This window comes from Synechococcus sp. WH 8016 (assembly GCF_000230675.1).
Classification (GTDB): Bacteria; Cyanobacteriota; Cyanobacteriia; order PCC-6307; family Cyanobiaceae; genus Synechococcus_C.
Genome location: NZ_AGIK01000003.1, coordinates 150,137 through 163,035, shown reverse-complemented (window position 1 = coordinate 163,035; position 12,899 = coordinate 150,137). Strand labels below are relative to the sequence as shown.

The window sequence follows — 12,899 nt, the reverse complement described above, 5'->3', positions numbered from 1 at the left end:
TAGTATTTAAGATGGAATCCTTTGTAATGTATTAATAATTGCCTTCGGGATGGCCTGTAGATCAATACTTTGGTCAACAACACCCAGCTCTGTAGCAACCCGTGGCATACCGTACACGATACAGCTTGCTTCGTTCTGGGCTAGTGAATAACCTCCTGCTTGTTTAATAGCTTGTAATCCTCTCGCCCCGTCACTACCCATTCCGGTGAGCAGCACTCCAAGTGTATGAGCGCCTGCTGCAGTCGATGCAGAGCGAAATAAAATATCAACAGCTGGTCTGCAATGGTGGACAGGTGGGGTTTTTAATAGCCGAACTTGATAGATGTCTCCCTTTCTAATCAGCATCATGTGGCTATCACCTGGGGCAATAAGACAGTTCCCAGAAGACAACACTTCGTTATCCTGGGCTTCTCGCACGTTGATTTCACTTATATCATTGATTCTTGATGCAACAGCTTTTGAGAAGTATTGGGGAATGTGTTGAACAACTGCAATTGGAGGAAGATTTGCAGGTAAAGAAGGTAAGATATAGCGAAGGGCCTCAACTCCTCCTGTTGAAGCACCGATCACGATGATTCTGTGGTCTATTTTGGAGGAATGAATGGATTGGTAAGAATGCAGGGTGGCTTTTTGATGAGTAATAGGCTTTAGATTCCTTTTCGCCTTTGCAGCAGCTTTAATGTGATAAGCCAATTTTCCGGCGAGTGCTCCGATCGAGCTCATGCCGTCTGGCTTTGCTAGGACGTCACAAGCACCAGCTTCCATCGCTTCTAAGGCAATCTTTGATCCTTGTTGAGTGAGGGAACTGATGACGACTACTGGAATCGTTGATCCTTCTGCTTTGAGTTTTTTTAGGTATGTCAACCCGTCCATGCGGGGCATCTCCATATCTAATGTCAAAACATCTGGATTTAATTTTGGTATCTTAGTGATCGCAATAAGGGGATCATTCGCTACACCAACAACTTCGATTTCAGGATCCATGTCGAGAGTTTCGCTGATGACTTTGCGTACGATGGCTGAATCATCAATTACAAGAACTTTGATTTTTCTTTGTGTGTAATTTAGCATTAGCTTTCCGCCTCAGCTTTTTGGAAAAATCCACCCCCAATTGATTTAAATTGATGCTTTATCAATGCAAGGCTGTCAGAATAGCCTACAACTAAATACCCTCCTGGATCAAGTTGATTGTATAGCTTAGAAACAAGCAATTCTTGCGATTTTCGATCAAAGTATATAAGTGTATTCCTGCATAGAATAATATGATATTTGTGTGGAAGTGGGTAAATGGGTTGAAACAGATTGATGCGTTTGAGGCGAACCTTATCTTTGATGCTTTTTTTGATTCGACACTTTCCAGTATATGATTTCAGTCCTCGACTAAAGTAACGCTCCAGCAATTCCGGATCAGGTAGGTTTAATTTGGTTTCGTTGTAAATTGCCTTCTCAGCTATTTTCAATGCTTTTTGCGAAATATCACTCGCATAGACGGACCAATTGGTTTTTAAATTCTGGTTCTTCCTGAAAAATTCACTGACCGTAATTGCTAATGAATAGGGCTCCTCACCAGAGGAACATGCTGCTGACCATAGTTTTAATTCTTTTAGTCGGTTTCTATCGATGTCAACTAAAGTCGGAATGATTTCCTCTTCGACCCGTTTGAGTTGCTGGTTTTCTCGAAAAAAACTTGTGTGATTCGTCGCGATGAGATCAATAAGAATATCGATTTCAGTTTCTACTGCTGTCGACTTGAGAAATTGGCAATAACTTTTCCAGGAATCTATATGAAGACTATTTCTTCTTCCTAGTAACCTGCTGGAAAGAAATGATTTCTTTTTGTCTCCAAGATTAATCCGACTTTGTTTGTAGACAATTGAACAAAGGAATTGGTAGTCTTCAGTGGAAAGAGCATCTTCTTGTAAAACTTTATCTTGAAATGTGCTTGTCATTTTCAATAATCTCCAAACTGATCGTCAAGATTTTCGGCTTCTTTGGATATCACTTGACTGGAAGGATTTAACCTTTTAGTTTTATAGTTTTTGTCGGCGATTTCAGATCCATCAATGATATTTCTAAGATCCGATGTGATACCCAGTTGCCGGGAGGATTGCTTTCTTAATTCTGATGCAGCACTAGCAATTTTTTCTGAACTCATTGCACTTGTTTGAGCTACTTTGCTCATCTCATGAATGGCGATAGTGACATGTTCAATTCCCTGAGCTTGCTCTTGTGACGCCAGAGCGATTTCCGATATTAGTTTTTTTGTTTCCTGTACCTTTTGACTAATACTTGTAAATGAGCTTTCAACAGTATGCAGACACTCTGTCCCTTGTCGACTGCTCAATATGGAAGCTTCGATTTTACTAGCTGATTCGTTTGCAGCTGCAGCACTGCGCTGAGCTAGGGATCGAACTTCTTCTGCGACAACTGCAAATCCTGCTCCGGATTCACCTGCTCTTGCAGCTTCAACAGCAGCATTGAGAGCCAAAATATTTGTTTGAAATGCAATTTCGTCGATGTTTTTTACTATCTTAACCACTTCGTTGCTTGAGTGTTCAATTTCTTCCATTGCTTTTGTCATTTTCTCCATGCTTAGGATTCCTTCATTTGCACATCCTTGAGAGTCGCTTGCCAGTGTCTTTGCATGGTCAGCGTTGTTGGCCGTAGTATGAATCATGCTAGACATCTGTTCAAGCGATGCACTTGTTTCTTCGATAGCAGCCGCTTGCTCACTAGCTCCTTCTGCTAGTTGATTGCTAGAATCTGCAACTTGATTTGAAAATTGAAAAACATTATTAGATCTGTTTCCTAAATTATTGGCAATCTGTTCGAGGGGCTTTGCGAAGTCTCTTTGCATCATATATAAAAGAATATAGGCAGTTCCTAGTAAGGCAGCTGTAATGACGATCAAAATATTTCTCTGGTGCTCAGCTGTTATATTGGCATCGTTCTCGTTATTAATGATTTCTTCTTTAGCTATTTCGACGAGCTGGTCAACTTTGCTTCTGTGAGTGTAGTAATTTTGATCTAGTTCATTATAAACAGAAAGGGCTTTAGAGGCTTTGTTTTCACTCAAAGCAGGAAGTAGTTCAGTTTCAACGATTTTAATATATTTGCTTGCATACTCGTTTGAACCTTCTGTTAACAACTCCCGCTCGTTTTCAGTAATGCTTGAATCTGTTTCCCAATAGTCAATCTTTTGCTCGTAATTTTGTTTCAACATAGGAAAAATACTAATAAGCTTGTCCACGTTTTCAGATTTCGTAGCATTCTTGTTTCGCTTCCCGCTTTGCTCAACATCAAGCATTGCGCGAGTAACGTAGAAATGCAGTTCAATAATATAGTTTGGGGGTGGAAGAATATCTGCTATGAGATCTTTACTGGCAATGATCTTTTCATAGGATGGCCCATTAATGGCTGTTGCTCTGCCTAATAAAGTACTCGCTGTTAGCGCTCCAATAAGTGCAATACTTACTAATGCTGCAGTGGCGCGGATTAGCAATTTGACAGTAAGTTTCATGAAAGAGTCTTAGAAAATGGAATCGTTTGACAATGGAAAGCAATTAAATAGCATAAGTTTCTTGATGAGGTTCCTCCTCTTTATGTTCTAGATCTTTTGTGTTAGATAAAATGTCTTCAATATCTAAAATGGTCACTACAGCATCTTTCACCTTCGCCATTGCTTGAATAAAGTGCCCACTAATGCTGTCATAGAAATCAGGAGGAGCTTCCATTGAATCTTCATTAATGGCTACTACCTCGTCGACCTTATCAACTTGTAATCCAACCAGTTGGTTCTCTTGCTCATTATTTTGAGCATTCACAACAATGATGCAAGCTCGTTCTAGATCTTCCTCTTTGGATAGGTCTAATCTTTTAGCAAGGTCGATCACTGGAATGATTTTACCGCGGAGATTGATAACACCCAGAAAATATTGGGGCATTTTGGGCATTTCAGTGATTGGGCAGAGTCTGATTATTTCACTGATATCAGTCACTGAGATACCATAACACTCACTTCCGAGATGAAAGTTGAGATATTTTCCTGCCCTTGCTCGTCGTTCTGTTTTTCTCTTGTTGCTCATCAGTTGCTCATTGAGATGGGTGCTTAGTTTCTGAAAGAAGTTAAATTTAATCTTGCTGCGCAAGATATAAACAGTCTGCTTCTTTGTTGATGCTTGGGACAGGTGCTGACATGAGGTACTCTTTACAAGCTTATATCAATTCTATAAACTTCGGAAGGTGTGTTAACTAATTTTTTGCATTATTTAAACATAAGCTCCTTATCATATTTTCTTGAGTATTATTGTATCGAATGCATCTTTTTTGCTTGCTACACGAGGCCTTCGTTGCGTGTTCTTTTTTATCAATTAATTGAACGGCTTTGCTTGGTATGGATCACTTTTGAGCTTTAATTCCGGTTTTCCCAATTGATCTGGATCCAGAATTAAGGCTGCTCTGCCATCACCTAAAATTGCTGCACCAGAATATAGAGGCTGTTGCTTTAATGTGTCACCAACAGCTTTAATAACGACTTCTTGCTTATTAATCAATCTATCGACAAGCAAGCCTTTTTCCTGACCGCTAGAGTTAATAATTAGAACGATTCCGTCCTCGGTTTTTTCAATGCCTCCTTGGATTCCTAGTTTTTCGCTGAGTTTGATGATAGGAATAAGTTTTCCTCTCAGGTTTGCGAGCAGCTTTTTACCTTTAACTGTAGTGAGTATTCCAGGTATTGGCTTGAAGGATTCTTTGATGCTAAGTGTTGGCATGATAAATCTTTGTTTCCCAACGCCTATTAGTAGCCCATCAATGATTGCTAGGGTGAGTGGTAAATAGATACAAAATGTTGTTCCTTTGCCCACTGTGGATTTAATACTCAGCCTTCCGCGAAGTTTTGCGATATTTTCCCGTACGACGTCCATCCCAACACCTCGACCTGAGATATCTGTAACGGATTGAGCTGTTGAAAAACCTGGTACAAAAATGAGCTCGAGGGCATCTGTCTGCCCCCCATTAAAATCATCTGTAACGATCCCATTTTCTCTTGCTTTGCTTAATACTTTTTCCGAATCAATTCCGCGTCCATCGTCTTCAACTTTAATCAGTATTCCTCCACCTTGATGACATGCCTCAAGTGTAATGGTTCCACAACTTTCCTTTCCTGCAGATTCTCTTTCTTCCGCTAATTCCAATCCGTGATCAATGGAGTTACGAAGCATATGAATAAGGGGATCTACTAAAGCCTCTACAATATTTCGATCTAATTCTGTTTCCTCGCCTTTAAGCACTAATTGCACTTGTTTGTTCTGAGTTGATGATAAATCTCGGACAAGCCTATTCATTTTGCGGAATGTATTGCGTATTGGTACCATCCTCAGGGACATCGCTGTTCTTTGTAGCTCAGTAGAGATTCTTGAGAGCTGACGTAATTGAAGGCTAAAGTCACCGCTGTTCATATTTGCCACTGAGGGGTGTTCTTCTACCATTGACTTTGCAATCACTAATTCCCCTACAAGGTCAATCAATTCATCTAATTTTTCTGTTTTGATTTTTACAAAGCTTTTTAGCTCTCTTGCTTTTGGCTCTTCTAATTGTTGCTTCTCCTGGTGTTTTGGTGCTACTAATGGTTCTTGATCTTGCTCTGTGGTAACTGTTATTACGTCTAGATCTGGGATTTTTGTAACGGATGTTTCCTCTTCTTTTAATGGACCTTCCTCTTCGATTTGAGCTGGTTCTGGATGCCTTTCTGGATCATCAACATCTATTCCCTCCAATAGATTGCTAACCTTTTCAATGAGCTGAATTGTTTTGGTTTTAAATGTTATTGAATTATCTTTTCTTTTTAGGCTGGATTCAATATTGGCAATCAACTGTTGCAGTTTGTCGCTTCCGGATAAAATTGAGTTGATCAATGCATGGTTAATCGTTAGTTCACCTTGCCTGCATTTGTCTAAGAGGGATTCCATGATATGAGCCAAGTCTTTGATGTTGCCCAATCCTAGAAAGCCTGCCCCACCTTTGAACGTGTGGAAGGCTCTGAAGATTACATTGAGGGTTTCTTTGTGATTTGGATTTTCTTCGAGTACGAGAATCCCTTGCTCGATTTCTGCAAGCAAATCTCGTCCCTCAGTGCAGAATTCTGTTAATAAGTCAATGTCGTCGCTATCTTCGATCTTGAGCACAAATATTTCATCTTCCTCATCTTTCTCTATGCTCTCAATCTCTTCGTGTACTGGTTTGATTGATGTTTTCGACGATTGCTCAGTATTCAGCTCTTCATAAATCTTCTTCTCTAGTTGTAGGTAGAAATTTGACAACATATCCGAGTTCACGGGTTTATTCTTTTGGTTTGTATGTTGGACCTCATTCTGCATATCACGGGCTACTTTTATGCTCTTGCTTGCCTTTGCCTCATCTAGCGATTTGATTAGTTGCTCTAGTCCATTGTTGAGGGTTAAGCTAGTCTCTTCACTACCATTTTCTATAAATGCGATCTCAAGGGATATCTCTTGAAGCGAATTCTGTATTGCTTCACTTATCATGTGCATTGTTTCGACCTTGCCAATTGGCTGTGTGTTTTGAGTTTCCTAAATATAATACAAATTTTTTGAGTTTGCCATGACCCGCATTATTATTTCTAGGGCCTGTCAAGCTATTCATCTTTATGGGTAGCTTGTTTGTTCGTGTTCAACATAATCAAATCACAGGCACCCATTGCAAGTGTAGTGAGAATCCAGTCAGCACCTTTTTGAAACGATATGCAAGAAGCCATGCGATTCCTGCAAATTTGTTTTTTTAGAATCTCTTGAGTTGCTCGATCTAGTCCGTTTTTATTGGTCTGAATCTTCGATGTGGTTGCCAATGCCATCATTTTGATTTTCCAGCCTGGTCTAAAACTGTGAATAGTGTTTGCGATGGTTGTATGATTATTTGTACTTTTAGTGGTAAGTGCTTCAGTAATCAGCAGGGCTCCATGGAGTGAGTGGATTATTAGCGTGTCTATGATTTTGATAGAGGTTGGTTTTTAATTTTATTTTGGGAAGCTTTTTGTATCAAGGAGGATCGCATTAAAATGCTCCATATCATCCTTGTGTCTTTAGGGAGGATTTGATTGTAGACGAACTTTACTATGTTCTTTTTCTTCAGTTGATCAATGGCGCAATGTGTAAGCAACCCTACGCTTCTTGCTTGCGCCTGCTTGTAACTAGGCTTGTTATAATAATATGAATTGAGAAATAGTCGGTTATCCAATGGCGTTAAAGGCCTACAAGTCTGCCTAAGTTGGAATACTGCTGGATTACTATTTTATTGATCTTTTGCAGAATGTTGTGCGATAGGAACGCGAATGCTAAGGTTGAATCTTGTATAGAACTGTGATTCTCACTCGTATGCTCTTTTGTAGATCCATGGATTGCGCCTTTTTCCTTTTTTGGATCGTTAAAGTGTCAGAATGCTTATTGGCTTTGCATTTTGATTGACTTTAATCTTCAGTTTCCGTTGGAAGCTTTAATTCTTTGCGTTAATCTTTGAGTGGTCGATCCCAGTCTTCTTCGAGTTTTCTGCTGACAACGAGTTCTGCGTCCAGTCCCATTTGATAGCCATGGGCCAGCGCGCGCAGCAGCGGTTCAAGGGGCTCGTCGTTTTTCAGACTGCTGAGCATGGAGCCAAAAATCAGCATTACCGCTAGCGGCGACCGGTTTTGAGCCAGGTTGAAGCCTTGCAGGCCGATTTTGCTGATGCCATCAATGCCAAACCCTGTGAGTACATGAACAATGTCGTGGGTCTCCTTGAGTCGGTGAATTACGAACTCGTTTGCATGGTTAACCGGAGAGGGGTCGATTAGGGAGTAGGGCGTGATGCCCAAGCGGATCAACTGATTGGCATAGCAGTATCCAAGGCTGCCTTCCGGCAGCGTTTGCAGTTGTTGCAGGTCAATGTGATCGGCTCTCCCGCCTTCAATGCTCAGGTTGTAGCTGTTGCACCCACGAACGCCGTTCTTCCCGTATCCGTTGCTTTTGATTCAATCCGTGTTGAGTTGTTTGCATCCTCAGATGCTCAGCCCCAATGCTGTCAACCGGGCCCGCTCAGATGGTGTTGTCTGCAGATGAGGCCAGTCTGAAATTTTAATGATCCGACGTTCAGGCCACGCTTCGAGCCGTGGAAGCCTTGGGATTGTATGAAACCCTTGATGGTTCTGTTCTGGCTTCTCCATCTGTTTCGCAGATCCAGCAGTCGTTATTGGAGGTTCAACAGCAAACCCAGATAGGGGAGGCCGTTGTCCCGGAGGTGTTCCGCGTGAATTTCACCGAAGCTCAAACCGGGTTTCTCGACCTCACCTTGGTGACGGCTGAAGGTGCCGCTAAGGCGCAGCGAATCGAGGTGTCACGGGAGCGTTTCACTGCACTGCTGAAAGATCTCTATCGCCAGCTGTCCCGACAAGAGTCGTTGAATGTGGAGAACCCTCAGTCGGCTTCCCGGCAATTGCATCAGCTGCTGATTGCGTCGATGCAAGCGCGTTTGGATGAGGCTGGTATCACTACATTGTTGATTGCGGCTGATCAGGGACTCCAAGCTGCTCCCTTCTGAGCGTTGAGTGATGGCGAGACCTATTTCGGAGATCGCTTCGGCTTTGCCTTTTCGCCTTATTTGGCTCTCACGGATTTGAGTGCGTCGCGTCGCTCTCTTGGACTCCTCGCCATGGGCGCTTCTTCATCTGAGACGTTGGCACCCCTTCCGCTTGTGCCTCAGGAGCTCAACAAGATTCGTGACTCTGGCAGCACCGATCGCTATCTCAACGATGGCTTTACGCCTCGCTCTTTTCTCGACCGTGCTGGAGCTCCTCGCTATTCCCGCGTTCATGTGGCCTCCCATGCCGACTTTCGACCTGGAGGACCATCGACATCGGTCCTGTATGCAGGCGAAGGACCGATGTCGATGGCTGACTTTGTCCAACTACGCCGTCAGCGACGAGTGGCTGCTCTTGATCTCATGGTGCTGAGTGCCTGTCGCACCATGTTGGGAGACAAGGACAGCGAATTGGGTTTTGCTGGCTTGGCCTTACAGGCAGGAGCCCGCAGTGCTATTGCACCCTTTGGTACGTCGATGATGTGGTGACGTCCGCGTTTTTTGTGCAGTTTTATCGATTCCTTGCTGAGGGCCTTCCCAAGGCGGAGGCTTTGCAACGCACGCGACAGGTCTTTGCTCTGGGATCGGTGTCCCTTCAAGGTCATCAGATTGGAGCGGGCGGACAGCCCTTGCTTCAAGACCTTGATCCGTCCCAGCGCCGCCGTATTGCAGCTGGTGTGGAGAATCCCTTCTCCTGGGCTGGTCTTGAATTGATTGGATCTCCTTGGTGAAGTTTTCTTCATCGATCTGTGAGGTGACTCACTCCGGTGCATGACCGATCGCAACACCCTTTCCGTCAGGTTGGGGCATTCTGCTTATAGAGAACCGAAATCCAGCCGTGAACACGTCCGTCGCACAAGCTTGATGGTTGCGGCCGTACTTCTTTTCGGCACAGGCTTTGTCCCTAAGCCGATTCTCTCCCAGTCGAGGAGCACGTTCCCAGGGAGGAGGGTTGGTGGCAGCACGAGCGGTGAGTGCGCTGCGCGAGAGATCATTCATCTCGTCCCAGAGAAGAGTGTCTTTGCTGCAGGGGCAGAGGGGCTCATTGGTTGGCTTGAGGGCCCTTCCCCTGATGCCAAGCCACTCGAGGTTGTGCTTCGTGAGCAAAACGCTTCCATTTCGGTGTTGAGCCGCTCTGTCGCAGCATCGGGACCAAGGCTTGTGCTCTTACGGTTACCCCAGATGCTCACGCTTCCACTGGTCTGGGAATCCGAATATCAGTGTGCCGAAGCCCCCGCTGGCTATGAGTTCGGGTTTATTGGCGCCGAGGGGCCGCCGGCCAAGAGTTTGCTGGTTGTGGATTCGGTACCCGCTGATGCCGCTGTTCAGACGCATCTCAATGCGCTGCTGTCGAGTTGTGATTCAACGACACCCTGTGGCGTCGGTTTCCAGCTTGTTTGACCGGGATCACGTCGTCAGCTCGCGTTGGCCAGAGGTGGTGCCGGTGGTGTGTCTGTAGATCAATCGATACGACCGCATTCGTATCGGGCTGATGAGTGGGTGCAGTAGTTACTGCAACGTTCGGCGGGCGGTTCTGCTTTAAAGCTGAGGGCTGGGTTGAATTTGGAGCCGGGAAAGTCAAGATGGAGATTCAACGTGTTCTCGCTGCATGCAGCCGGCTTTGATTCCAGTGGAGCAGCCTCTCGATCTTTTGATCCTCCTGATCTTGGGTCACTTTCTGGCTGACTTCCCCTTGCAGGGAGACAAGATGGCGGTTGAGAAATGTCCTGGCAAGGACGTCACGCTCAACTGGAAATGGTGGCTGTCCGCCCATGCGGGGACCCACGGACTTGTGGTGAGTTTGTTGACGGGGATCCCTCTGCTTGGTGTTGCGGAGATGATTGCCCATGGTCTGATTGATTACGGGAAGTGTCGCTTCGGTTACAAGCTGATCGTGGATCAAGCGATGCATTGGGTCTGCAAGTTGATCTGGGTGGCCTGCGTGGTAGCCATCCGGTAAGAGACGTTGTTATTCACCTGAGCATCAGAAAGACGCCCTTCAAGTAGATCGACTCGGCACATAGCTTGAGGCAAATATGGAATGAGATTGCAAGCCTGAATTGGTGCTAACAAGAGTGCTGCGATTTTGCTGCTTAGAAACTCTTCGTGTAGGGAGTTAATGAGAATATCGTAAAGATACTCTGAAGGTGAAATGCGTGGAATGTATTGAGCAGGTGGAGCGAAGATGCTTTGGTAAGGTTGATTTTAAAGCTCGTGAATTGCTTGGCATCGATTTGTAAAGTCCAATAGACTATTCCCTTGTTTATTGCATTCGGTGGAGGGCCGTGATGATCGAATTGCGTTGGAAGTTGTGTCTTCGTATAGAAAAATCTGGAATAGTGTTTTAAACCACTATAAGCTTGCTCTAATTAAGCTTCAACTCACTCACATCCAACGGTTCATAACGGTCTTTTACTTGAATATGACCCCATTATTCCAAGCCCAATGATCTTCGGAATTCTGTTGGTAGGAGTTCCAATGTGGTGCTGGATAACAGCACTCTGAGTTCGCCTTCATGGCGGTTTTTGTCATGACTTTCAAGGCGTGACGCGCAATTCACGGCATCGCCAATCACGGCGTATTCAAGTCGTTCGGCGCCGCCTATCGATCCCACCAGCGCTTCCCCAGAATGAATGCCCATGCGTATGCGCATCGTCGGTGCGCCTTCGCTTTTCAACTCCGCATTCAATCGTTCTAATCCTGATTTGATCTCGCAGGCTGCTTCGAGCGCCGCCTGCGCTTCCGCAGATGGGTCCCCTGGTAGGGGAACGCCGAACACGGCCAGCATTCCGTCACCGGTGAACTTGTTCACCATGCCGTCGCGTTGGGTGACAGCTGGTACATAGATTTCCATGCCGCGGTTGAGCCAGTCCATCAATTCCCGCGGGCTCATTCCTTCGGACACGCTGGGGAATGATGCCTTGTCTGTGAACAGCGTGGTGATCGGCAGTTGTTGGCCCTTGAAGCGCCCGTCGTTGAGCAGTTCATCGCGCTGCTCCCAGAGTTGCTGGGCCACAGCCGGCGAGGTGGTTTGTCCGAGTAGCCGTTGCACTTGTTCGGAATGGTGCTGGCTTTCCACACCACGGCGCAACCACGCTGCACCACTGAAACTCAGTAGAACCATGAGCTGCATGGTCATGCCGATCCAAATGTGATGCCAGAGCAGCATGCCAAGCCCTCCTGCTGCTCCAGACGTCAAGAGCACAACGGCGAGAATTCTGAGCCGTTGTTTCCCGATCCGCTCCCCGAGCAACAGTCCACTGGCCGCGAACCCAACCACCAGCAAGAGGTTGCCCCACCCTGGCATGATCCAACCCTGGACAAGGTTTCCGTTGCGCTCATCCATCAAGGTGGCAAGGCGGTTTGCATGGATTTCAACACCTGAAACCTCGAAGAGGCTCTCGCCGCGATGGAACCGTGTGTACGGGACTTCAAAGAGATCGCGGAAGGATGGTGCGGTGCTGCCAATCAGCACGATCTGTCCACGGATCTTCTCCTCTGGCACCTTGCCATCCAGCAGTTCGGCGAGGGAGTAGCTCGCATAACTGCCAGGCTCGCGAAAACGCAGTAAGCGCTGTACTCCCAAGGAGCCATCGATTTCGTTGTGATAGCCACCTCCGTTGGCTGTTAATCACGCGCCTTGGTGGGTGCCTGAATACATTCCTTCCTCAGGGAACGATCACCGGTGGCCACTTCCAGCACGCGTAAGGGGAAAGCAACCGTGGCTTCGTCCTGGTCCATGATATGCACGAGGTCGCGGCGCACCACGCGATCACCGTCCAGGCTCATGTCGTTGTAAGAATGGCGTTCGGGGGTGTTCCGGGAACGGCAACAAAGTTTGTTGCCACGTTGAAGATCGAGACCAGGGTGGGTTCGTCGCGGAAACGATCATGCAGGCATTGTTGGTTGGGGCCAACGCCCTTATCCCGGTAGATGTCAAAGCCGATGGCTGTGGCGCCACCGGCGTTCAGATCATCAAAGGCGGCACAAAATAAGCCGTCATCAATAGGCCAGCCAAAGCGTTGAATGTCGCTTTCTCTAATCCCGATAATGGTGATCGGTTGGTCTTGACCTGATCCTTCCGATCTCTGACTGGTGATCAGTTCGTAGATCACCTGATCAAGGGTTTGGGCCAGGCCTGTGCGTCTAAGCAGCACCAAGACTCCCATGGCGGCCAGGTAGGGCCCTGTAGTTTTCACCAGATTACGTTTGTGCTTCAACGTCTGATGCGCCTGTGGGACCCAGAGTGGCTTTGAACGGTTTGATAGGAG

At 45.9% G+C, this 12,899-nt stretch carries 12 protein-coding genes and 1 pseudogene; 4 read left to right on the top strand and 9 right to left on the bottom strand.

Annotation, left to right across the window (positions count from 1 at the left end; all coding sequences use genetic code 11):
• Positions 1–6: 6 nt before the first annotated feature.
• The 6 genes from SYN8016DRAFT_RS09335 to SYN8016DRAFT_RS09305 form a co-directional block, all read right to left on the bottom strand.
• A complete protein-coding gene (locus SYN8016DRAFT_RS09335) occupies positions 7–1,071 on the bottom strand; it encodes a chemotaxis response regulator protein-glutamate methylesterase (RefSeq protein ID WP_006854128.1) in 1,065 nt (354 codons plus the stop codon).
• Positions 1,071–1,949, bottom strand: a complete 879-nt coding sequence (locus SYN8016DRAFT_RS09330; RefSeq protein WP_006854127.1) for a protein-glutamate O-methyltransferase CheR — start codon at positions 1,947–1,949, stop codon at positions 1,071–1,073. The genes SYN8016DRAFT_RS09335 and SYN8016DRAFT_RS09330 overlap by 1 nt, the downstream gene beginning before the upstream one ends.
• 2 nt (positions 1,950–1,951) lie before the next feature.
• Positions 1,952–3,520: a methyl-accepting chemotaxis protein gene (locus SYN8016DRAFT_RS14285; protein WP_006854126.1), complete on the bottom strand. Its 1,569-nt coding sequence runs from the start codon at positions 3,518–3,520 to the stop codon at positions 1,952–1,954.
• Positions 3,521–3,563: 43 nt separating this feature from the next.
• The gene (locus SYN8016DRAFT_RS09320; protein WP_006854125.1) at positions 3,564–4,085 is read right to left on the bottom strand and encodes a chemotaxis protein CheW; all 522 of its coding nucleotides are present in this window, start codon (positions 4,083–4,085) and stop codon (positions 3,564–3,566) included.
• 285 nt (positions 4,086–4,370) lie between these two features.
• Positions 4,371–6,551 carry a chemotaxis protein CheA gene (locus SYN8016DRAFT_RS09315; protein WP_006854124.1) on the bottom strand — a complete coding sequence of 727 codons (2,181 nt, stop codon included), beginning with the start codon at positions 6,549–6,551 and terminating at the stop codon, positions 4,371–4,373.
• 971 nt (positions 6,552–7,522) lie between these two features.
• On the bottom strand, positions 7,523–7,933 hold the full coding sequence (locus SYN8016DRAFT_RS09305) for a Coq4 family protein (protein WP_371212444.1): 411 nt from the start codon (positions 7,931–7,933) through the stop codon (positions 7,523–7,525).
• A gap of 227 nt (positions 7,934–8,160) precedes the next feature.
• On the opposite strand from SYN8016DRAFT_RS09305, the gene SYN8016DRAFT_RS15815 reads away from it, so the two are divergent.
• From SYN8016DRAFT_RS15815 to SYN8016DRAFT_RS09280, 4 genes and pseudogenes are all read left to right on the top strand, one after another.
• Entirely contained in the window at positions 8,161–8,589 is a 429-nt protein-coding gene (locus SYN8016DRAFT_RS15815; RefSeq protein ID WP_006854120.1) for a hypothetical protein, read from the top strand.
• A 3-nt stretch (positions 8,590–8,592) separates the two neighbouring features.
• Positions 8,593–9,359 (top strand): annotated as a pseudogene (locus SYN8016DRAFT_RS15810) (CHAT domain-containing protein).
• Between the two features lie 40 nt (positions 9,360–9,399).
• The gene (locus SYN8016DRAFT_RS09285; RefSeq protein WP_006854117.1) at positions 9,400–10,029 is read left to right on the top strand and encodes a hypothetical protein; all 630 of its coding nucleotides are present in this window, start codon (positions 9,400–9,402) and stop codon (positions 10,027–10,029) included.
• A gap of 208 nt (positions 10,030–10,237) precedes the next feature.
• On the top strand, positions 10,238–10,588 hold the full coding sequence (locus SYN8016DRAFT_RS09280) for a DUF3307 domain-containing protein (protein WP_006854116.1): 351 nt from the start codon (positions 10,238–10,240) through the stop codon (positions 10,586–10,588).
• A gap of 471 nt (positions 10,589–11,059) precedes the next feature.
• On the opposite strand, the gene SYN8016DRAFT_RS14280 is transcribed toward SYN8016DRAFT_RS09280, so the two are convergent.
• Genes SYN8016DRAFT_RS14280 through SYN8016DRAFT_RS14275 form a run of 3 tightly spaced genes read right to left on the bottom strand, consistent with a single transcriptional unit; the run spans position 11,060 to position 12,827 of the window.
• On the bottom strand, positions 11,060–12,214 hold the full coding sequence (locus tag SYN8016DRAFT_RS14280) for an adenylate/guanylate cyclase domain-containing protein (RefSeq protein WP_006854115.1): 1,155 nt from the start codon (positions 12,212–12,214) through the stop codon (positions 11,060–11,062).
• Positions 12,215–12,255: 41 nt separating this feature from the next.
• On the bottom strand, positions 12,256–12,417 hold the full coding sequence (locus SYN8016DRAFT_RS15370; protein WP_006854114.1) for a hypothetical protein: 162 nt from the start codon (positions 12,415–12,417) through the stop codon (positions 12,256–12,258).
• Complete coding sequence (locus tag SYN8016DRAFT_RS14275) at positions 12,414–12,827, bottom strand: CHASE2 domain-containing protein (RefSeq protein ID WP_141561462.1); 414 nt, start codon at positions 12,825–12,827, stop codon at positions 12,414–12,416. Before SYN8016DRAFT_RS14275 ends, SYN8016DRAFT_RS15370 begins: the two co-directional genes overlap by 4 nt.
• Positions 12,828–12,899 lie beyond the last annotated feature (72 nt).